The following is a 21,680-nucleotide window of genomic DNA, read 5'->3' as shown; positions in this document are numbered from 1 at the left end:
GTCGGGGACGGCCGCGCCCTCTACGGCGCCGAGCGGCGCACGACCAGTTCGGTGGGCAGCACGAGGGGCTGCTCCGGTGGCGGACCGCCGCCGAGGCGGGCGAGCAGCAGGCGCGCCGCCGCCTCGCCCATCTGACGTGTGGGCTGGTGCACGGTGGTCAGCGGCGGTTCGGTGTGCTCGGCCATCGGGATGTCGTCGAAGCCGACCACCGCGATGTCCTCGGGCACGCGGCGGCCGGCGGCTCGCAGGGCCCGCAGGACACCCGCCGCGGTGATGTCGTTGTGGGCGAAGACGGAGTCGAACTCCGTCCCCTCCAACAGCAGTCGCTCCACGGCGAGCCGTCCGGCGCGTTCGGTGAAGTCCCCGGCCACGACCAGGTCGGTGGGCAGCACCGAGCGGAATCCGGCGAGCCGGTCGCTCACACAGCCGAAGTGGGCGGGGCCGGTGACGACCACGGGTCTGGTGCGTCCGCTGTCCCGCAGGTGGCGGGCGGCCGACGCGCCCCCCTCGTGGTTGGTGGTCACGACGGAGGTGAATTCGGGGTGGCGGCCGCGGTCGTCGATGAGCACGATCGGCAGGCCGGACCGGTGGAGCGCGGTGAGGCGGTCGAGGGTGTTCTCCGGTTCGACGACGACCAGTCCGTCGAAGGCGCGCGCCGACACCTGGCTGGTGAAGCGCTCCACCGACTCGGCACCCCGGTTGCAGGTGAACAGCAGCAGCCCGTAGTCGGCGGCCTCGACGGTGTCCACGACGCCCTGGAGCAGTTCGCCCATCCACGGCCAGGTGAGCGAGGGCACCAGCATCCCGACCGTGCGGCTGCTGCCGCGGGCCAGTCCGACGGCGCCCGAGCTGGGCACGTAGCCGAGCTGTGCGATCACTTCGCGAACGCGGGCGGCCGTGGAACCGCCCACTTCGCCCTTGAGGTTGACGACACGCGACACGGTCGTCTTGCTGACGCCGGCCTCACGGGCGACATCGGCGATGGTGACGCGCATCGGGCCTCCGGGGACACGGCGGGGCAGGGCAGGGCGGGCGGACGGCCGGGACCTCCCGGTACCGGTTCCGCAACCGGTACCGGAACCGGTACCGGCGTTGCGGCTGGAGTTAACCGCCCTGGAACAGACGCGTCAATACTTCACACCGAGATTGGTCCGGACCGATACCTCAAGCGGCGCGGGGAGCCCGCCCGTTCACCTCTTGAACACACGGCCCACTTGACGCGAACACGTAATACCAGTTCACTCACGGCTCGTTCGACGGCACGTCCCCCACGCCCCTGCCATGAAAGGCAGCAGCCACATGATTCGGACAGGAAGAGCGGCGAGCGTCCTCGTCGCGACGGCCCTCGCCACCGCGGGTCTTGCGGGTCTTTCCCCCGGCACCGCCCAGGCGGCCGGCGAGAGCGTCGGCATCGTGCTGACCACGACCGACGACTCCGGCGGCCGCCATGTCACCCGGGGCCTCCAGGCGCAGACGCCGACCGCCTTCGGCGCGGGCAACGGCGGTCCGGGGACGAACATCACGGTCGACGAGAACACCCGCTACCAGACCTTCACCGGCGGCGGCGCCTCGTTCACGGACACCGCCGCCTGGCTGATGAAGGGCAGCGGGGCGCTCGGCCAGGAGACCCGCGACGCGACGATGAGGAAACTCTTCTCCCCCACCGAGGGCATCGGGCTGTCGTTCGTACGCAATCCGATGGGCGGCTCGGACCTGGCGCGCTTCGGCTACACCTACGACGACCTGCCGGCCGGCCAGACCGACCCGGGCCTCACGAAATTCACGATCGCACACGATCTCCAGGACGTGCTGCCGCTGACCAAGCAGGCCAAGCAGCTCAACCCGGCGCTGACGACGGTCGCCTCACCGTGGACGGCCCCGGCCTGGATGAAGGACAGCGGCCGGCTCGACGGCGGCTGGCTGAAGGCCGAGCACTACGGCGCGTACGCGGACTACTTCGTGAAGTACCTCCAGGCCTGGCGCGACCAGGGCGTCCCGGTCGACTACGTCACCGCGCAGAACGAGCCCACCTGTTGCTCCGGCTACCCCTCGATGAGCTGGAACGGCTCGGGGCTCGCCTACTTCACCAAGAGCGAACTGCTGCCCAAGCTCCGGTCCGCGGGCCTGCCCACCAAGGTCCTGGCGCACGACTGGAACTGGGACACCTACGACGCGTACGCCGCCGAGACCGTGGACGACCCGGCGGTGCGCGACCACCCGAACTTCGGCGGGATCGCCTGGCACGGCTACGGCGGCGACATCGCCAAGCAGACGTCCGTGCACGACCGTTACCCGCAGCTGGACGCCTTCCAGACGGAGCACTCGGGCGGCACCTGGATCGCCGACCAGCAGCGCGAGGACATGCTGAACATCATCGACTACACCCGCAACTGGGCGAAGTCGGTGACCAAGTGGTCCCTCGCCGTGGACCAGAACCGCGGCCCGCACAACGGGGGCTGCGGCACCTGCGACGGGCTGATCACCGTGCACAACGGCGACGGGCGGCACGGCCAGGTCGACTACACGATCGAGTACTACACGATGGGCCACCTGACCAAGTACGTCCGGCCGGGCGCCTCCCGCATCGCCTCCACCGCCAGCTCCACGGTGCCCAACGTCGCCTGGCGCAACCCGGACGGCTCCAAGGCGCTGATCGCCTACAACGGGTCCTCCTCCGCACAGCAGGTCACGGTGAACTGGGGCGGCCAGAAGTTCGCGTACTCCCTGCCGGGCCGCACCTCGGCCACCTTCACCTGGACGGGCACCCAGTCGGGCGGAACCCCGGGCACCGGCGGCGCGTTCACCGGCATCGGGGGCAAGTGCCTGGACGCCACGGACCACAGCGCGGCCGACGGCACCCCGGTGCAGATCTGGGACTGCACCGGCGCGGCGAACCAGCGCTGGACGGTCGGCGGTGACGGTTCGGTCACCGTCCTGGGCGCCTGCCTGGACGTCACCTCGGGCTCGACGGCCGACGGTGCGAAGGTCCAGCTGTACACCTGCAACGGCTCGGGGGCGCAGCGCTGGAGGTACGACGCGGCCACCGGGGACGTGGTCAACACGGCCGCGGACAAGTGTCTGGACGTCGTGGACCGGTCCTCGGCGAACGGCGCCCGGCTCCAGATCTGGACGTGCACCGGAGCCGCCAACCAGAAGTGGCGGCTGGGCTGACGCCCCGTCCCGGCCCGTGCCCGGCCCGCCCGCGCACCGCGGGTGGGCCGGGCGGCCGGGCCGCTCAGTCGGTGGGCTCGATCCCGGCCCGGAGCAGGCCGTAGGTGTAGGCGTCCTCCAGGGCCTGCCAGGACGCGGCGATGACGTTCTCGGCCACACCGACCGTCGCCCAGTCGCCGGATCCGTCGCCCGTGGTGATCAGCACCCGGGTGGTGGACTCCGTACCGGTACGGCCTTCCAGGATGCGGACCTTGTAGTCCACCAGCTCCAGCTTGGCCAGCTGCGGGTAGATCCGCTCCAGGCCGACGCGGAGCGCCCGGTCCAGGGCGTTGACCGGTCCGTTGCCCTCGGCGGTGGCGACGATCCGCTCGCCCTTGGCCCAGAGCTTCACCGTCGCCTCGTTGGCGTGGGTGCCGTCGGGGCGGTCCTCGACGATGGCCCGCCACGACTCCACGCGGAAGTACCGGCGGGGGCGGCCGTCCACCTCGGCCCGCAGCAGCAGTTCGAAGGAGGCGTCGGCCGCCTCGTAGGTGTAGCCCTTGAGTTCGCGCTCCTTGACCCGCTCCACGACGCGTTGGACCAGCGCGCGGTCGTCGCCCAGGTCGATCCCCAGCTCCTTGCCCTTGAGCTCGATCGAGGCGCGGCCGGCCATGTCGGAGACCAGCATCCGCATGGTGTTGCCCACGCGCTCGGGGTCGATGTGCTGGTAGAGGTCCGGATCGACCTTGATCGCGGAGGCGTGCAGCCCCGCCTTGTGGGCGAAGGCGGAGACCCCGACGTAGGGCTGGTGGGTGGACGGGGTGAGGTTCACGACCTCGGCGATGGCGTGCGAGATCCGCGTCATGTCGGCGAGCGCGCCCTCGGGCAGGACGGTCTTGCCGTACTTCAGCTCCAGCGCGGCGACGACCGGGAAGAGGTTGGCGTTGCCGACGCGCTCGCCGTAGCCGTTGGCGGTGCACTGGACATGGGTGGCGCCCGCGTCCACGGCGGCCAGGGTGTTGGCGACGGCGCAGCCGGTGTCGTCCTGGGCGTGGATGCCGAGCCGGGCGCCGGTGTCGGCCAGGACCGTGGAGACGACGGCCTGGATCTGGGCGGGGAGCATCCCGCCGTTGGTGTCGCAGAGGATGACGACCTCGGCACCGGCCTCGGACGCGGTGCGTACGACGGCCTTGGCGTACTCCGGATTGCCCCGGTAGCCGTCGAAGAAATGCTCGCAGTCCACGAAGACGCGACGGCCCTGGGCCCGCAGATGGGAGACGGTGTCGCGGACCATGTCGAGGTTCTCGTCGAGGGTGGTGCGCAGGGCCAGCTCGACGTGGCGGTCGTGGGCCTTGGCGACCAGGGTGATCACCGGGGCGCCCGAGTCGAGGAGGGCCCGCACCTGCGGGTCCTCGGCCGCCTTGCCGCCCGCGCGGCGGGTGGCACCGAAGGCGACGAGCTGGGCGTGCTCGAAATCGATCTCCTGCTGGGCGCGGGCGAAGAACTCCGTGTCGCGGGGGTTGGCACCGGGCCAGCCGCCCTCGATGTAGCCGACCCCGAAGGCGTCCAGATGCCGGGCGATGGCCAGCTTGTCCGCGACCGTCAGGTTGATGCCTTCGCGCTGCGCCCCGTCGCGCAGGGTGGTGTCGAAGACATGGAAGCGGTCGTCGGGGGCCGTGGCCTTGGTGGTCATGCTGTCTGACTCCTGTCGGTGAGCGGATCCGGACGAATCGACTCCACTTGCCCCCATCATCCCGCGTGCCTCGCCCGGCCCGTGATGGGGGCCGGAAAACGAAAAAACCCCTCGCGGGTGCGAGAGGTCTGCGCGCGGGTCTGGGGCACGATGCCCGTCCGTACGTGGTCGTACGGGCGGTCACTGCGGACCGGCGCGCCTGCTGCCGATAATCATGGCGAACGAGGACACGCCCGCAGTCTCGCACAGCGACGCGCCGGGGCTCCGTCCCGTCTCAGGATGCGGGCGCCCCTGTCCGCCGCGCACGCCCGCGCACGCCGGAACGCGCGCGCCCGTCAAGCCGTACCGGGGCGCACACGGGCGTGGACGCCGCACCCTCCTGTCGCCGGGGGGTGCGGCGTCCCACGCGGACCGGTGCCCTAGCCCAGAGGGTGCATCCAGCCGTGGGTGTCCTCGGCGGTGCCGCGCTGGATGTCCAGCAGGCGCTCGCGCAGCTTGAGGGTGACCTCGCCGGGCGTTCCGTCGCCCTGGACCCACTCGCCGTCCACCGACTTCACGGTGCCGACGGGGGTGATCACGGCGGCGGTACCGCAGGCGAAGACCTCGGTGAGGGTGCCGTTCGCGGTGTCGTCCCGCCACTGGCCGATGGAGACGCGGTCCTCCTCGGAGGTGTAGCCGAGGTCCCGGGCGACGGTGAGCAGGGAGTCCCGGGTGACACCCGCGAGCAGTGAGCCGGTGAGGGAGGGGGTGACGATGCGCTTGCCGCCGTCCTCCCGCCCGTACACGAAGTAGAGGTTCATGCCGCCGAGCTCCTCGACCCATGTGTGCTCGACGGCGTCGAGGTAGGCGACCTGGTCGCAGCCCTTCGCGGCGGCCTCGGCCTGGGCGAGGAGGGAGGCGGCGTAGTTGCCCCCGGTCTTGGCGTCGCCCATGCCCCCGGGGACGGCGCGCACCCGGTCCTGGGAGAGCCAGATCGAGACGGGCTTCACACCGCCGGGGAAGTAGGCGCCAGCCGGGGAGGCGATGACGAGGAAGAGGTACTCGTTGGCGGGCCTCACGCCGAGGCCCACCTCGGAGGCGATCATGAACGGGCGCAGGTAGAGGGACTCCTCGCCGCCGTGTTCCGGGACCCAGGCCTGGTCCTGCCGGATGAGCGCGTCGCAGGCCTCGATGAACGTCTCGACGGGCAGTTCGGGCATCGCGAGCCGGGCGGCGGAGCGCTGGAAGCGGGCGGCGTTGGCCTCGGGGCGGAAGGTGGCCACGGTGCCGTCGGGCTGCCGGTAGGCCTTGAGGCCCTCGAAGATCTCCTGCCCGTAGTGCAGGGTCATGTTGGCCGGGTCGATCGACAGCGGACCGTAGGGGACGAGCTGGGCGTCGTGCCAGCCGCGGCCCTCGGTCCAGCGGATGGTCACCATGTGGTCGGTGAAGTGCCGGCCGAATCCCGGGTTGGCCAGGATCGCTTCGCGCTCCGCGTCGGACAGCGGGTGGGAGGAGGGCTTGAGCTCGATGGTGGGCGTCGTCATGAGTGCGTGTCCTTCACCGGTCTTGTGTGTGATGGACCGCGCTCGCGTCCGCTCCCGTCCGGCACAGCGCGGCAGGTTGTAGGACGTCCGAGCTCTACCGCGAACCACGGCCCCGCGTTCGATTATCGCTCGTGAGGTGCCGTGTACGAAATGGTGGGTTTGCGGAGACGTGAAAACGCGGTCCTGGGGTCGATGGTGGCACCCGGGGACCGCAAGGTGAAGCCGCCGGGTGCGTATGCGACCCGGCGGCTTCGAAAGGGAGGCGTCGGGTCAGCTCGCTACGCGTACCGCGAGCGCGTCGCCGATTTCGTCGGTGCTGCGCGCGGCCTTGCCCTCGCGCTCCGCGAGGTCGGCGGAGACGGCCTCCTCGATGCGCGCGGCCTCGGCCTCGTAACCGAGGTGGCGCAGCAGGAGGGCGACGGAGAGGATCGTGGCGGTCGGGTCGGCCTTGCCCTGGCCCGCGATGTCGGGGGCAGTGCCGTGGACCGGCTCGAACATCGACGGGAACGCGCCCGTCGGGTTGATGTTGCCGGAGGCGGCCAGGCCGATACCGCCGGTCACGGCGGCGGCGAGGTCGGTGAGGATGTCACCGAAGAGGTTGTCGGTGACGATGACGTCGAAGCGCTCCGGCTGGGTGACGAAGAAGATCGTCGCCGCGTCGACGTGCAGGTAGTCGGTGGTGACCTCGGGGTACTCGGTCGCGACCGCGTCGAAGATGTTCTTCCACAGGTGGCCGGCGTGCACGAGGACGTTGTTCTTGTGGACCAGCGTCAGCTTCTTGCGCGGGCGGGCGGCGGCACGCGCGAAGGCGTCCCGGACGACGCGCTCGACACCGTAGGCCGTGTTGACGCTGACCTCGGTGGCGACCTCGTGCTCGGTGCCCGTACGCAGGGAGCCGCCGTTGCCCGTGTAGGGGCCCTCGGTTCCCTCGCGGACGACGACGAAGTCGATCTCGGGACGGCCGACCAGGGGCGTCGCGGTGTTCGGGAAGAGCTTCGACGGCCGCAGGTTCACGAAGTGGTCGAAGGCGAAGCGCAGCTTCAGCAGCAGACCGCGCTCCAGCACACCCGAGGGCACGGACGGGTCGCCGATGGCGCCGAGGAGGATCGCGTCGTGGTTCTTGAGCGCCTCCAGCTCCGCGTCCGGGAGGGTCTCACCGGTGCGGTGCCAGCGGCGGGCGCCGAGGTCGTACTCCTTGGTCTCCAGCTTCACATCCTGCGGGAGAACAGCGTTGAGGACCTTGAGGCCCTGGGTGACGACCTCCTGGCCGATACCGTCGCCGGGGATCACTGCGAGATCGATGCTGCGAGACATGGCTGCACCCTAACGTCCTGTCCCACCCCATGACATCGAACGTCCAGCATACGGACGTACGGGGTGGGACCCGGACCGGTCCGGACCGTCAGTGACCGGTCGATCCGCCGTTGTCACGGCGGTCGAGGGCGCGCTGGAGGGCGGCGGCCGCGTTCTTGCGCTCCGACTCGGTGGGGCGGGCGTTGTGGCGGACGCGACGGGCGGCGGTGGTCTGGGTCATGACGGGTCGACTCCTTCGGATCGCGTGGATCGCGGGATCGGGACCGCTTCCACCGTGGTGTCGGGACACGGTGCGACGGTCGGACTGCGGTGGCCGGAACCGGGCTCTGCGAGGTGCCGGGAAGGGCGCCGGAAGGGGCGGGGAGCGGGTGCCGCAGGGGTGGCCTGCGTCGGGCACGTGCTCGCGTCCGCCGTTCGCTGGATCACGCGAATCGTTCGGCTTCTACAAAGTTAGGACAGCGGAAGCGATCTGTCTCCACAGTTAGTCGGACGTCCTACTATCTGAGACGGCGACCCGGCCGGACCCCTCACCCGGTGATGCGGTCACGCCCTGGTGACACCCCGGTCGCGGGCCCGCCGCGGCCTCGGGGACGCCTTGACCGCACGCGCGCGGGTCCCGGGCGTGTCGGGCGTGCCCCGGGCGTGCCGGCCAGGGGCGGGCACACGCGCGGCGGTCGCGGGGCCGGGCCGGGCCACGGTTTCGCGCGGGGCCTCAGAGCCGCACGGTGAGCTGGGCCTGGAGGTGGGCGCGCAGGACGCCCGCCATGTCCGTCGCGCCGTCGCTCAGCAGCCACTGCACCTGGAGGCCGTCCATCAGGGCGATCAGCTGCGCGCCCGCGAGGGCCGGGTCCACGCCGTCCCGGAGCGCCCCCTCCTCGCGGGCCTGGGCGTAGGCCCGTTCGGCGTCGGAGACGGAGCGGGCGTAGCGGCGTACGAAGTAGGCGTGGGCCGGGTGGTCCGCCGAGGTCGCCTCCGCGGAGACCACACAGAACAGTTCGACGATGCCGCGGCGCGTGGCGTTCAGCTCGGCCAGCGCGGCGAATCCGCCGAGCCGCTGGACGCCGGTGGCGCCGCCCAGGCCGAGCCACTCGCCGTCCACCTCGTCGCGGTGTTCGAGCACCGCGAGGAGCAGGGACTCCTTGGTCGGGAAGTGGTGCAGCAGACCGGGGTGCGAGATGCCGCAGCGGGTCGCGATCACCCGCAGCGAGGCGCCCCGGTACCCGGCCTCGCCGAACAGGGCCATCGCCTGGTCGAGGATCTCGCCCCGCTTCGCGCGGCCCTTCGCGTACCCACGCCTCGCCTCGGCGGCCACGGTCACCTCCCGGCCCGGTCGTACCGGCTGTTGTCACCGGCCACGTTCGCACATTCCGAGATACTTACCAAGCGGTCGGTATTGACTCTATGGTGAAAGCCGAACCGCGCCGCGAAAGGACCGCTCCGTGCCCCCCTCCACCCCCCTGCCCTACCTGGACCCCGCACGGCCCGTCGCCGAGCGGGTCGACGACCTCCTCGGCCGTATGACGCTGGCCGAGAAGACCGGCCAGATGCTCCAGCTGAACGCGAAGGACGGGGTGAGCCACCTCGTCGAGGACCTGCACGTGGGTTCGATCCTGCACGCCTCCCCCGAGCACGTCCGGGAGGCGGTGGCGGCCACCGGACGGACCCGGCTGGGCATCCCGCTGCTCGTCGCGGAGGACTGCATCCACGGCCACTCCTTCTGGGAGGGGGCCACGATCTACCCGACCCAGCTGGGCATGGCGGCGAGCTGGGACCCGGAGCTGGTGGAGCGCGTCGCCAGGGCCACGGCCGTGGAGGTCGCGGCGACCGGCGTCCACTGGACGTTCTCGCCGGTGCTGTGCATCACCCGCGACCTGCGCTGGGGCCGGGTCAGCGAGACGTTCGGCGAGGACCCCTTCCTCATCGGTGAGCTGGCCTCGGCGATGGTGCGCGGCTACCAGGGCGAGGGCCTGTCGGACCCCACGGCGATCCTGGCCTGCGCCAAGCACTTCGCGGGCTACTCCGAGACCCAGGGCGGCCGGGACGCCAGCGAGGCGGACATCTCACGGCGCAAGCTGCGCTCCTGGTTCCTGCCCCCGTTCGAGCGGGTCGCCCGCGAGGGCTGCCGGACCTTCATGCTCGGCTACCAGTCGATGGACGGGGTGCCGGTCACGGTCAACGACTGGCTGCTGAACGAGGTGCTGCGCGGTGAGTGGGGCTACACCGGCACTCTGGTGACGGACTGGGACAACGTCGGCCGCATGGTGTGGGAGCAGAAGATCTACGCCGACGACACCCAGGCCGCCGCCGCGGCGGTCCGCGCGGGCAACGACATGGTGATGACCACCCCGCAGTTCTTCGAGGGCGCGCAGAACGCGGTCGCCCAGGGCCTTCTGGACGAGGCCGGGATCGACGCGGCGGTACGGCGGGTGCTGACCCTCAAGTTCGAGCTGGGCCTCTTCGAGGACCCGCGCCACCCGGACCCCGCCCGGCAGGCCGCGGTCATCGGCAGCGCCGCGCACACCGCGCTCAACCTGGAGGCCGCCCGCCGCTCGCTCGTCCTGCTCACCAACGACGGCACCCTGCCGCTGGAGGGCGGCTTCGAGGCCGGTGCGGACGGGCGCGCCCTGGCGGTCCCGGACGCCGCGCCCCGCACCGTCGCCGTCGTCGGGCCCAACGCCGACGACGCCCAGACCCAGCTCGGCGACTGGGCCGGAGCCTCGGGCCAGGCGGACTGGCTGCCGGACGGCCAGCCCCGCTCCATGGTCCGCACGGTGCTGGACGGCCTGCGGGCCCACGTCCCCGAGGACTGGACCGTCTCCTACGCGCGAGGCGCCGAGATCCTGTCGGTCGGGCCGGACCCGGAGGGGGCGTACTTCCCGGACGGGCAGCCCCGGCCGCACGTCGTGGTGCCCGCCGGGCCGTCGAAGGCTCTGATCGACGAGGCGGTCGCCGCCGCCGAGGGCGCCGACCACGTGGTCGCCGTGGTGGGCGACCGGATCGAGCTGGTCGGTGAGGGGCGTTCCACGGCCACCCTGGAGCTCGTGGGCGACCAGGTCGCACTGCTGGACGCGCTGGCCGCGACGGGCACCCCGATGGTGGTGGTGGTCATCAGCTCCAAGCCGCTGGTCCTGCCGCCGTCCGCGCTGGGGGCGGCCGCCATCGTGCACGCGTTCAACCCGGGCATGCAGGGCGGCCGGGCCGTGGCCGAACTGCTGCTCGGCCTCGTCGAGCCCTCGGGCCGGCTGCCGGTCTCCTTCGCCCGGCACGCCGGCCAGCAGCCGACGTACTACAACCAGATCCGGGGGCAGCACGGCAGCCGGTACGCCGACCTCACCCAGCGCCCGGCGTTCGCCTTCGGTGAGGGGCTGAGCTACACGACCGTGACGTACACGGACCTGGCGGTGCTGACGGAGAACGTCCAGGCCGACGACGTCCTGCGGGCGCGTGTCACCGTCACCAACACGGGTTCCCGGCCCGCCCGGGAGACCGTCCAGGTGTACGTGAGCGACCTGGTGACCTCCGTGACGTGGGCGGAGAAGGAGCTGAAGGCCTACCGGCAGGTGGAGCTGGCGCCGGGCGAGGCGCGCGAGGTCCTGGTGGAGCTGCCGGTCGCGGACTGCACCCTGGTGGACGCCGGAGGCCGCCGGGTCGTGGAGCCGGGCGACTTCGCGCTGCTGGTCGGCCCGTCCTCCCGTGACGAGGCGCTGCTGCGGGCCCCGTTCACCGTGAAGGGCTGAGTCAAGGACCGGGCCCCGTTCACCGTGAAGGGCTGACTCGCGGCCCCGGGCCCGGTCAGAGCACGTCGCCGTCGCGCCAGTCGAACTGGAGCGTGCCCGTCTCCGCGGAGCCGGCGGGGAAGGGCAGCGGTCCTCCGCCCGTTCCGCGGAGGTAGGCGCTGCCCTCCTCGTGGGGCAGGGGTACGGTCCCGTCCGGCCCCTGGGCGGCGATCCGGCCCGGCCAGGCCCACCAGCCGCGCGCCCGGTAGAGCGGGGCGCCGGAGGCGGACGCGGACAGCGCGCCCAGGTCGTACGCCCCGTCGAGGACCCCTTCCAGCGCGGCCATCACCTGCCCGCCGAGCCCTTCGCGGCGGTGCCCGGCGCGGACGGCGACCCCTTCCACGTAACCGGTCCGGTAGGAGCGGCCCGCGTACCGGACGCGGCGCTGGACCACGCTGCCGTGGGCCAGGATCCCGGCGTCGCCGGTCACGTACGCGTGGACGCCGCCCAGGGTGTGGTCCCAGTCCTCGTCGCTGAAGTCCCCCTCGAACGCGGTGTCCAGGAAGGCGCGGATCTCCGCGAGGACGGCGGGATCCAGCTGGTGGGTGTGGGCGAGGACGGGCGGCGACGCGGTCATGCGGGACAGCCTGCCGCACGCCACCGTTCCTGCGCACGCGCATATATGGAAACCGCCTCCCGGTCGGCAGGGGGGCCGTCCGGGAGGCGGAGTGCGGGGCCGGGACACCGCGCGAGCGGTGCCCCGGGAGGGCGTCAGCCCTGGTGGGGGTAGGTGTACTCGGTCGGCGCGACCAGCGTCTCCTTGATGGCGCGGGTCAGCGTCCAGCGCATCAGGTTCTGCGGGGCGCCCGCCTTGTCGTTGGTGCCCGAGCCCCGGCCGCCGCCGAAGGGCTGCTGGCCGACGACGGCGCCGGTCGACTTGTCGTTGATGTAGAAGTTGCCCGCCGCATAGCGGAGCTTGTCCATCGTGTACGCGGCCGCGGCGCGGTCGTTCGCGATGACCGAGCCCGTCAGCGCGTAGTCCGTGACGGACTCCATCTGCTCCAGCATCTCGTCGTACTTCTCGTCCTCGTAGACGTGCACGGCGAGGATCGGGCCGAAGTACTCGGTGGTGAAGATCTCGTTGGCCGGGTCGTCGCACACGACGACGGTCGGGCGCACGAAGTAGCCCACGGAGTCGTCGTAGGTGCCGCCCGCGACGACCGTGCAGGACGGGTCGTTCTTCGCGCGGTCGATCGCGGCCTTGTTCTTCGCGAAGGACCGGGCGTCGATGACGGCGCCGGCGAAGTTCGAGAGGTCGGTGACGTCGCCGATCGTGATGGAGTCCACCTCGGCCGCGAACTCCTCCTTGAAACCGGAGTTCCACAGGGAGGCCGGGATGTACGCGCGGGAGGAGGCCGAGCACTTCTGGCCCTGGTACTCGAAGGAGCCGCGGGTCAGCGCGGTCTTCAGCACGGCGCGGTCGGCGCTCGGGTGCGCGACGACGAAGTCCTTGCCGCCGGTCTCCCCGACGAGGCGCGGGTAGGTGCGGTACTTCTCGATGTTGTTGCCGACCGTCTTCCACAGGTGCCGGAAGGTCGGCGTGGAGCCGGTGAAGTGGATACCGGCCAGGTCGCGGTGGTTCAGCGCCACCTCGGAGACGGCGAGGCCGTCACCGGTGACCAGGTTGATGACGCCCTTGGGCAGACCGGCCTCCTCCAGGAGGCTCATCAGCAGCACCGCGGCGTGCGTCTGCGTCGGGGACGGCTTCCACACCACGACGTTGCCCATGAGGGCGGGCGCGGTCGGCAGGTTCGCGGCGATCGCCGAGAAGTTGAAGGGCGTGATCGCGTAGACGAAGCCCTCCAGCGGGCGGTGGTCCATGCGGTTCCACACGCCCGGGGAGTTGGCCGGGGGCTGCTCGGCGAGGATCTGGCGCGCGTAGTGCACGTTGAAGCGCCAGAAGTCCACCAGCTCGCAGGGGCAGTCGATCTCGGCCTGCTGCGCGGTCTTGGACTGGCCGAGCATGGTGGAGGCGGCCAGCGTCTCGCGCCAGGGGCCGGAGAGCAGCTCGGCGGCGCGCAGGATGATCGCGGCGCGGTCGTCGAAGGACATCGCGCGCCAGGCCGGGGCGGCGGCCAGGGCGGCGTCCACCGCGTCCTGGGCGTCAACCTCGGTGGCGTTGGCGTAGGTGCCCAGCACGGCCTGGTGGTTGTGCGGCTGTACGACGTCGAAGCGCTCGCCGCCGCCCATCCGCTTCTCGCCGCCGATGGTCATCGGCAGGTCCACGGGGTTCTCGGCGAGCTCCTTGAGCTTCGCCTCCAGACGGGCTCGCTCCGGGGTGCCGGGGGCGTAGGTGTGAACCGGCTCGTTGACCGGTGCGGGGACCTGGGTCACAGCGTCCATGAGTGACATGCCTCCTTGTTGGGGTGGGCGTCGGGCCGAGGGGGCCGTCAGCCCTTGGTGACGACGGAGCGGGCGAAGAACAGCAGGTTGGCCGGCTTCTCCGCGAGGCGGCGCATGAAGTATCCGTACCAGTCGGTGCCGTACGCCGTGTAGACGCGCATCCGGTGGCCCTCGGCCGCGAGCCGGACGTGCTCGTCGCTGCGGATGCCGTACAGCATCTGGAACTCGTACTCTTCCAGTTTGCGCCCGGCCTGGCGGGCGAGCTCCTGGCCGATGGCGATGAGCCGCGGGTCGTGGGAGCCGATCATCGGGTAGCCCTCGCCGTGCATCAGCGTCTTCAGGACGCGGACGTACGCCTTGTCGATCTCCGCCTTGTCCTGGTGGGCGACGGAGGCCGGCTCCTTGTACGCGCCCTTGACCAGCCGGACCCGGCTGCCCGCGGCGGCGAGGCGGCGGGCGTCCTCCTCGGTGCGGAACAGGTAGGACTGGATGACGCAGCCGGTCTCCGGGAAGTCCTTCCGCAGCTCCTCGTGGATGGCGAACATCGAGTCGAGGGTGGTGTGGTCCTCGGCGTCCAGCGTGACCGTGGTGCCGATCGCGGCGGCGGCCTCGACGACCGGGCGGACGTTGGCGAGCGCCAGCTCGTGGCCGCCGTCCAGCGACTGGCCGAACATCGACAGCTTGACCGACATCTCCGCGCGGGTACCCAGACCGAGGCCTTCGAGGCGGCCGATCAGCTCCAGGTACGCGTCACGCGCGGCGGCGGCCTGCTCGGGGGTGGTGATGTCCTCACCCACGACGTCGAGGGTGACCTCCAGGCCCTTGTCGGCGGAGTCCTGGACGATCCGGATGACCTGGTCGACCGTCTCACCGGCGATGAACCGGTCGACGACCTGCTTGGTGCCCGGGGCGGCCGAGACGAAACGACGCATCGTGTCGCTGCGGGACGCGGCGAGAATCACGGGACCCAGCACGGGGCACCTCCACGGAAGATCGGACGGGGACCGAACCGGCGCAAAGACGAACGGAACGGGACGGTACGGAGAACCACCGTGAAATCTAGGGAACCTTCCCACCCCGTGCCATCGACACCTGTCACGCATCTGTGGCCGCCGACTCAGACATATGTCTGAAGGGTGCGAGAATGGCGGGGTGAAAGGCGATTACCAGGAGCTGGTGGACGAGATCTCCGCGCTGCTCGGCGCCCCGGCGACCCTGGAGAACCGCGATTTCGGCCTGGTCGCCTTCGGGGCGCACGACAGCGACGACGACACGGCCATGGACCCCGTCCGTACGCGCTCGATCCTCACCCGGCGCTCCACCCCGGCCGTCCGGGCCTGGTTCGAGGGCTTCGGCATCACCCGCGCCACCGGCCCGGTCCGTATCCCGGCCGCCCCGGAGGCCGGTGTCTACCGGGACCGCCTGTGCCTCCCGGTACGCCATCGGGGTGTCGTCCTGGGCTACGTATGGCTGCTCGACACAGAGCCCGGACCGCCCGAGGAGCGGCTGACGGCGGCCATGGAGGTGGCCGCCCGGATCGGGGTGCTGCTCTTCGACGAGGCACGGGCCGGCGCGGACCTCAGCCGCGAGTTCGCCGCCGCGCTCACCGCGGGACCGGGCCGGCCGCGTGAGGCGGCGGTGTCCGCCCTGGGCGAGGCCCTGGGTCCGGACGCGGCCGGGCTGCACACCGTGGTGTGCGTGACCCCGTGGCCGGACGGGCCCCCCTCGGTGCGTACGGTGCCGTCGGCGGCGGCCCTCGCCTCGGTCGAGGGGGCCGAGGTGCCGTCCCTGGCCGCGCTGGTGCGGCTGCGCTCCCCCGACGCCCAGGACCCGGCGACAGCGGCCGCCGACCGGCTGCGCGTCCTGGCCGGCCCGGGGGCCACGGCCGGGATCGCCACCGCCCGGCGCGGTCTGGCGGAGCTGGCCGTCTCCTGGCACGAGGCCGTGTCCGCCGCGCGCGCGGCGGGGGCGGAGTCCCGCTACGGGCCGGTCGCCGACTGGGTGTCCATCGGGCCGTACCGGCTGCTCACCGCGCTGCCCCGGACACCGGACCCGGTCGCCCGCCCCCTGCTGGCGGGCCCGAACACGGAGCTGGCCCGCACCGCCGAGGTGTTCCTCGACTGTGCGGGCCAGGCGGGCCGGACGGCGGCCCTGCTGGGCATCCACCGGCAGACGCTCTATTACCGCATCGGCCGGGTGCAGCAGCTCACCGGCCTCGATCTGGGCGACGGCGAGGACCGGCTGCTGCTGCACATGGCGCTGAAGGCGGCCCGGCTGTAGACCGGGCCGGTCCCTGGACGGAGCCGGTCCATGGACCGGGTCAGTCCGTGGACCGGGTCAGTCCGTGAGGTTGACCGAGCGGGCCGAGGTCGCGCCGATCTCCTCGGAGATCTCGTTCAGCACCGACTGCGGGATGGTGTCGTCGACGGTGAGGACGACCAGCGCCTCGCCGCCCGCGTCCCGCCGCGAGACCTGCATGCCGGCGATGTTCAGCCCGGCCTCACCGAGGATCTTGCCGACCGCGCCGACGACGCCGGGACGGTCCTCGTACCGCAGGACGACCATGTGGTCGGCGAGCGCCAGGTCCACGTCGTGCTCACCGATGGCGACGATCTTCTGGAGGTGCTTGGGGCCGGCCAGCGTGCCGGAGACCGCGACCTCCTCGCCGCTGGACAGGGTGCCGCGGACGGTCACCACGTTGCGGTGCTCGGGCGACTCGGAGCTGGTGGTGAGACGGACCTCGACACCGCGCTCCTGGGCGAAGAGCGGGGCGTTGACGTACGACACGGTCTCGTCCACGACGTCCTCGAACACGCCCTTGAGCGCGGAGAGTTCGAGCACCTTCACGTCGTGCTGGGTGATCTCCCCGTAGACCTCGACGTCGAGGCGGGCCGCGACCTCGCCGGCCAGCGCGGTGAAGATCCGGCCGAGCTTCTCGGCGAGCGGGAGCCCGGGGCGCACGTCCTCGGCGATGACCCCGCCCTGGACGTTGACCGCGTCCGGGACCAGCTCACCGGCGAGGGCCAGACGGACCGACCTGGCGACCGCGATACCGGCCTTCTCCTGCGCCTCGTCGGTGGAGGCGCCCAGGTGCGGGGTGCAGACGACCTGGTCGAACTGGAACAGCGGGGAGTCCGTGCAGGGCTCCTTGGCGTACACGTCGAGGCCGGCGCCGGCGACGCGGCCCTCCTTGAGGGCGGCGGCGAGCGCCTCCTCGTCGACGATGCCGCCGCGCGCGGCGTTGACGATCCGCACGGAGGGCTTCACCTTGTGCAGCGCCTCGTCACCGATCAGGCCGAGCGTCTCCGGGGTCTTCGGCAGGTGCACCGTGATGAAGTCGGCGACCTCCAGCAGCTCGTCCAGGGTGAGGAGCTTGACGCCCATCTGCGCGGCACGCGCGGGCTGGACGTAGGGGTCGTACGCGACGATCTTCATGCCGAAGGCCGACATGCGCTGCGCGACCAGGACGCCGATGCGGCCGAGGCCGACGACGCCCAGGACCTTCTCGCTCAGCTCGACACCGGTGTACTTGGACCGCTTCCACTCGCCGTTCTTGAGCGCGGTGTTGGCCTGCGGGATGTGCCGCGCGGTGGCCACCAGCAGACCGCAGGCCAGCTCGGCGGCGGTGACGATGTTGGACGTCGGCGCGTTGACGACCATCACACCGGCCTTGGTGGCCGCGGAGACGTCCACGTTGTCCAGGCCGACACCGGCACGGGCGACGACCTTCAGCTGCTTCGCGGCGGCGATGGCCTCGGCGTCCACCTTGGTCGCGGAGCGCACCAGGATCGCGTCGACGTCCACGATCGCGGGGAGGAGTTCGGCGCGGTCCGCGCCGTTGCAGTGCCGGATCTCGAAGTCCGGACCCAGAGCGTCGACCGTGGCGGGCGACAGCTCTTCGGCGATGAGTACGACAGGTTTCGAGCTCACGTGTGTCCTCACAAGTCCAGTGCGGACGGCCGTCCCGACGGCCGCAGGCGGTGGAGGGGCTAGCCGCGTGGAAGACGCACGACACTGTGGGCCCTGACGCGTATGTGTGTGGAGCAGTCTAGTCATGCGGCCGGGCCAGGTCTGCGCCCCGGCGGAAGGATCACCCGCACGGGGCGGACGGTGCCGTACAGGGGTACGGCACCGTCTCCTGCCGCCGTCCCGGCCCCGCAGTGACACGGGGCGGGCGGCCCAGGAGGCGGGCCCGTGCGGACCCGCCCCCGGTGAGGCTCAGGCGTCCTCGTTGTCCACCCAGCTCATGAGCTTGCGCAGCTCCTTGCCGGTGGTCTCCAGCAGGTGGTCGGCGTCGGCCTTCTTGTACTCGTTGTACTTGGGCAGGCCGTTGTGGTACTCGGCCATCCAGCCCTTGGCGAAGGTGCCGTCCTGGATCTCGCCCAGGATCTTCTTCATCTCGGCCTTGGTGGCGTCCGTGATGATGCGGGGACCGCTGACGTAGTCGCCCCACTCGGCGGTCTCGGAGATGGACCAGCGCATCTTCTCCAGGCCGCCCTCGTACATGAGGTCCACGATGAGCTTCAGCTCGTGCAGGCACTCGAAGTAGGCGATCTCCGGCTGGTAACCGGCCTCGGTCAGCGTCTCGAAGCCGGCCTTGACCAGGGCGGCCGTACCGCCGCAGAGGACGGCCTGCTCACCGAACAGGTCGGTCTCGGTCTCCTCGGTGAAGGTCGTCTTGATGACGCCGGCGCGGGTGCCGCCGATGCCCTTCGCGTAACTCAGGGCCAGCTCCAGGCCCTTGCCCGTGGCGTCCTGCTCGACCGCCACGATGCACGGGACGCCGCGGCCCTCCTCGTACTGACGGCGGACCAGGTGGCCGGGGCCCTTCGGGGCGACCATGCAGACGTCCACGTCGGCCGGCGGCTTGATGAAGTCGAAGCGGATGTTCAGGCCGTGGCCGAAGAACAGCGCGTCGCCGGCCTTGAGGTTGTCCTTGACGGACTCCTCGTAGACCTGGGCCTGGATCGGGTCCGGGACGAGGATCATGATGACGTCGGCCTCGGCGGCGGCCTCGGCCGGGGTCACCACGCGCAGGCCCTGCTCCTCGGCCTTGGCCTTGGACTTGGAGCCCTCGTGGAGACCGACACGGACGTCGACACCCGAGTCACGCAGCGACAGCGCGTGGGCGTGGCCCTGGCTGCCGTAGCCGAGGACCGCGACCTTGCGGCCCTGGATGATGGACAGGTCGGCATCGTCGTCGTAGAACAGCTCGGCCACTGGGTCTTCTCCTTGGTGTGCAGGTGTTGCGTCCCACCGTACGGCGGGGTGCGTCTGATGCGGTTGCGGGTCTCGCCATGCGAGCGGCGAGGATGTCCGGGGTCTACGCCGAGCGGTCGAGCGCGCGCAGGGAACGGTCGGTGATCGAGCGCGCGCCGCGCCCTATGGCGATGGTGCCGGACTGGACCAGCTCCTTGATGCCGAAGGGTTCGAGCATCCGGAGCATGGCCTCCAGCTTGTCGGCTCCCCCGGTCGCCTCGATCGTGACCGCCTCCGGGGAGACGTCCACGGTCTTGGCGCGGAACAGCTGGACGATCTCGACGATCTGGGAACGCGTCTCGTTGTCGGCGCGGACCTTCACCAGGACGAGCTCCCGCTGGATCGCGGCGGAGGGCTCCAGTTCGACGATCTTCAGGACGTTGACCAGCTTGTTGAGCTGTTTGGTCACCTGCTCCAGGGGCAGGCCCTCGACATTCACCACAATGGTGATGCGGGAGATGTCGGGATGTTCGGTGGTACCGACGGCGAGCGAGTCGATGTTGAACCCGCGCCGGGAGAACAGGGCCGTGATCCTGGCGAGGACACCGGGCTTGTTCTCGACCAGGACGGAGAGCGTGTGCTTCGTGGACATGGAGTCGGTCTCTCTCTGTCTCTCAGTCGTCTTCGTTGTCGCCGAAGTCGGGTCGGACGCCGCGGGCGGCCATGACCTCGTCGTTGGAGGTGCCGGCGGCGACCATCGGCCACACCATGGCGTCCTCGTGGACGATGAAGTCGATGACGACAGGGCGGTCGTTGATCGCGTTGGCCTCCGCGATGACCTTGTCCAGGTCCGCGGGGTCCTCACAGCGGATCGCGTGGCACCCCATGGCCTCGGACAGCTTGACGAAGTCCGGGACGCGGGTGCCCTTGGCCGGGACGCCGTCCGTGTCCGCGCCGGAGTGCAGCACGGTGTTGGAGTAGCGCTGGTTGTAGAAGAGGGTCTGCCACTGGCGGACCATCCCGAGGGCGCCGTTGTTGATGATGGCGACCTTGATCGGGATGTTGTTCAGCGCGCAGGTGGTGAGTTCCTGGTTGGTCATCTGGAAGCAGCCGTCGCCGTCGATCGCCCAGACCGTGCGGTCCGGCATGCCGGCCTTGGCGCCCATCGCGGCGGGGACCGCGTAGCCCATCGTCCCGGCGCCGCCGGAGTTCAGCCAGGTGGCGGGCTGCTCGTACTCGATGAAGTGCGAGGCCCACATCTGGTGCTGGCCGACGCCCGCCGCGAAGACGGTTCCCTCGGGGGCGAGTTGGCCGATGCGCTGGATGACCTGCTGCGGGGAGAGGCTGCCGTCCTCGGGCAGGTCGTAGCCGACCGGGTAGGTCGCGCGCCAGCGGTCGAGGTCCTTCCACCAGTCCGCGTACCGCGTCCGGGCGGCCTCGCCCTGGCGGCCCTCGGTGTGCTCGGCCTGGACGGCCTGGACGAGGTCGGCGATGACCTCGCGGGCGTCACCGACGATCGGCACGTCGGCGGCGCGGTTCTTGCCGATCTCGGCCGGGTCGATGTCGGCGTGGACGATCTTGGCGTACGGGGCGAAGCTGTCCAGCTTGCCGGTGACCCGGTCGTCGAACCTGGCCCCGAGCGCGACGATCAGATCGGCCTTCTGGAGCGCGGTGACGGCGGTGACCGAACCGTGCATGCCGGGCATCCCCACGTGCAGCCGGTGACTGTCGGGGAAGGCGCCGAGCGCCATCAGGGTGGTGGTGACGGGCGCTCCGGTGAGCTCGGCCAGGACCTTGAGCTCGGCGGTGGCGCCGGCCTTGAGGACTCCGCCGCCGACGTACAGCACGGGGCGCTGGGCCTGGGTGATGAGCTTGGCCGCCTCGCGGATCTGCTTGGCGTGCGGCTTGGTGACCGGGCGGTAGCCGGGCAGGTCCATGGCCGGGGGCCAGCTGAAGGAGGTCTTCGCCTGGAGGGCGTCCTTGGCGATGTCCACCAGGACCGGTCCGGGCCGGCCGGTGGAGGCGATGTGGAAGGCCTCCGCGATGGTGTGGGCGATGTCCTCGGCGCGGGTGACCAGGAAGTTGTGCTTGGTGATCGGCATGGTGATGCCGCAGATGTCGGCCTCCTGGAAGGCGTCCGTGCCGATCGCGGCGGAGGCCACCTGGCCGGTGATCGCGACCAGGGGCACGGAGTCCATGGCCGCGTCCGCGATCGGGGTGACCAGGTTGGTGGCGCCCGGTCCCGAGGTGACCATGCAGACACCGACCTTGCCGGTGGCCTGCGCGTAGCCGGTGGCGGCGTGGCCGGCGCCCTGCTCGTGGCGGACCAGGATGTGGCGGACCCGGGTGGAGTCCATCAGCGGGTCGTAGGCCGGCAGGATGCAGCCACCGGGGAGGCCGAATACGGTGTCGGCCCCGACTTCCTCAAGAGAACGGATGAGGGACTGCGCGCCCGTGAGGTGCTCGACGGAGGCGGAGGACGGTCCGCCGTTACGGGCCCGCGGCTGCGGGTGCTGGGCCCCGGTTGCCTGCTCGGTCATCACATTCTCTTCTCGAAGCTGGTGTTCATGCGGGGTGTTTTATGGTGTTTTGAGAAGTACCGGTGCAACAAAAAACCCCTCGTGCCGTGAGGCAAGCGAGGGGAGCGCGCCGGTGCGGTCTGCGGGGTGTCCATGAGTGACC

General features: G+C 71.2%; 16 protein-coding genes. 3 read left to right on the top strand and 13 right to left on the bottom strand.

Annotation, left to right across the window (positions count from 1 at the left end; translation table 11 throughout):
* Positions 1–20: 20 nt before the first annotated feature.
* Entirely contained in the window at positions 21–995 is a 975-nt protein-coding gene (locus B9S64_RS23685; RefSeq protein ID WP_103493173.1) for a LacI family DNA-binding transcriptional regulator, read from the bottom strand.
* 304 nt (positions 996–1,299) lie between these two features.
* On the opposite strand from B9S64_RS23685, the gene B9S64_RS23680 reads away from it, so the two are divergent.
* The gene (locus B9S64_RS23680; RefSeq protein ID WP_103493172.1) at positions 1,300–3,171 is read left to right on the top strand and encodes a ricin-type beta-trefoil lectin domain protein; all 1,872 of its coding nucleotides are present in this window, start codon (positions 1,300–1,302) and stop codon (positions 3,169–3,171) included.
* Between the two features lie 64 nt (positions 3,172–3,235).
* Here the strand turns inward: B9S64_RS23680 and cimA are convergent, their stop codons facing one another.
* The 5 genes from cimA to B9S64_RS23660 form a co-directional block, all read right to left on the bottom strand.
* Entirely contained in the window at positions 3,236–4,843 is a 1,608-nt protein-coding gene (gene cimA / locus B9S64_RS23675; protein ID WP_103493171.1) for a citramalate synthase, read from the bottom strand.
* A gap of 419 nt (positions 4,844–5,262) precedes the next feature.
* A complete protein-coding gene (locus tag B9S64_RS23670; RefSeq protein WP_103493170.1) occupies positions 5,263–6,366 on the bottom strand; it encodes a branched-chain amino acid aminotransferase in 1,104 nt (367 codons plus the stop codon).
* Between the two features lie 270 nt (positions 6,367–6,636).
* Entirely contained in the window at positions 6,637–7,680 is a 1,044-nt protein-coding gene (locus B9S64_RS23665) for a 3-isopropylmalate dehydrogenase (protein ID WP_103493169.1), read from the bottom strand.
* Positions 7,681–7,768: 88 nt separating this feature from the next.
* Complete coding sequence (locus B9S64_RS35145; protein WP_258038013.1) at positions 7,769–7,900, bottom strand: hypothetical protein; 132 nt, start codon at positions 7,898–7,900, stop codon at positions 7,769–7,771.
* Positions 7,901–8,392: 492 nt separating this feature from the next.
* Positions 8,393–8,992 carry a TetR/AcrR family transcriptional regulator gene (locus B9S64_RS23660; protein WP_103493174.1) on the bottom strand — a complete coding sequence of 200 codons (600 nt, stop codon included), beginning with the start codon at positions 8,990–8,992 and terminating at the stop codon, positions 8,393–8,395.
* A 127-nt stretch (positions 8,993–9,119) separates the two neighbouring features.
* On the opposite strand from B9S64_RS23660, the gene B9S64_RS23655 reads away from it, so the two are divergent.
* Positions 9,120–11,417 carry a glycoside hydrolase family 3 N-terminal domain-containing protein gene (locus tag B9S64_RS23655; RefSeq protein ID WP_103493168.1) on the top strand — a complete coding sequence of 766 codons (2,298 nt, stop codon included), beginning with the start codon at positions 9,120–9,122 and terminating at the stop codon, positions 11,415–11,417.
* A gap of 55 nt (positions 11,418–11,472) precedes the next feature.
* On the opposite strand, the gene B9S64_RS23650 is transcribed toward B9S64_RS23655, so the two are convergent.
* From B9S64_RS23650 to B9S64_RS23640, 3 genes are all read right to left on the bottom strand, one after another.
* Positions 11,473–12,033, bottom strand: a complete 561-nt coding sequence (locus B9S64_RS23650) for a GNAT family N-acetyltransferase (RefSeq protein ID WP_103493167.1) — start codon at positions 12,031–12,033, stop codon at positions 11,473–11,475.
* Positions 12,034–12,167: 134 nt separating this feature from the next.
* Positions 12,168–13,799 (bottom strand): L-glutamate gamma-semialdehyde dehydrogenase, encoded by a 1,632-nt coding sequence (gene pruA / locus B9S64_RS23645; RefSeq protein WP_103493166.1) that lies wholly within the window; start codon positions 13,797–13,799, stop codon positions 12,168–12,170.
* Positions 13,800–13,846: 47 nt separating this feature from the next.
* Entirely contained in the window at positions 13,847–14,773 is a 927-nt protein-coding gene (locus B9S64_RS23640) for a proline dehydrogenase family protein (protein ID WP_103493165.1), read from the bottom strand.
* 178 nt (positions 14,774–14,951) lie between these two features.
* Here B9S64_RS23640 and B9S64_RS23635 point away from each other — a divergent pair, with 178 nt between their 5' ends.
* Complete coding sequence (locus tag B9S64_RS23635) at positions 14,952–16,079, top strand: CdaR family transcriptional regulator (RefSeq protein ID WP_109492105.1); 1,128 nt, start codon at positions 14,952–14,954, stop codon at positions 16,077–16,079.
* Positions 16,080–16,136: 57 nt separating this feature from the next.
* Here the strand turns inward: B9S64_RS23635 and serA are convergent, their stop codons facing one another.
* The 4 genes from serA to B9S64_RS23615 all read right to left on the bottom strand — a co-directional run bounded on the left by serA (position 16,137) and on the right by B9S64_RS23615 (position 21,538).
* Positions 16,137–17,729 (bottom strand): phosphoglycerate dehydrogenase, encoded by a 1,593-nt coding sequence (gene serA / locus B9S64_RS23630; protein WP_028443650.1) that lies wholly within the window; start codon positions 17,727–17,729, stop codon positions 16,137–16,139.
* Positions 17,730–18,017: 288 nt separating this feature from the next.
* Positions 18,018–19,019 (bottom strand): ketol-acid reductoisomerase, encoded by a 1,002-nt coding sequence (ilvC, locus tag B9S64_RS23625; RefSeq protein ID WP_103493222.1) that lies wholly within the window; start codon positions 19,017–19,019, stop codon positions 18,018–18,020.
* A 103-nt stretch (positions 19,020–19,122) separates the two neighbouring features.
* A complete protein-coding gene (ilvN, locus tag B9S64_RS23620; RefSeq protein WP_028443652.1) occupies positions 19,123–19,650 on the bottom strand; it encodes an acetolactate synthase small subunit in 528 nt (175 codons plus the stop codon).
* A 22-nt stretch (positions 19,651–19,672) separates the two neighbouring features.
* Entirely contained in the window at positions 19,673–21,538 is a 1,866-nt protein-coding gene (locus tag B9S64_RS23615) for an acetolactate synthase large subunit (RefSeq protein WP_028443653.1), read from the bottom strand.
* Positions 21,539–21,680: the final 142 nt, after the last annotated feature.

Origin of the sequence: Streptomyces sp. SM18 (assembly GCF_002910775.2) — a bacterium.
In the GTDB taxonomy this organism is placed as follows: domain Bacteria; phylum Actinomycetota; class Actinomycetes; order Streptomycetales; family Streptomycetaceae; genus Streptomyces; species Streptomyces halstedii.
Note: the sequence above shows the minus strand (reverse complement) of the source record. Positions and strands in the feature narration are given on the sequence as shown.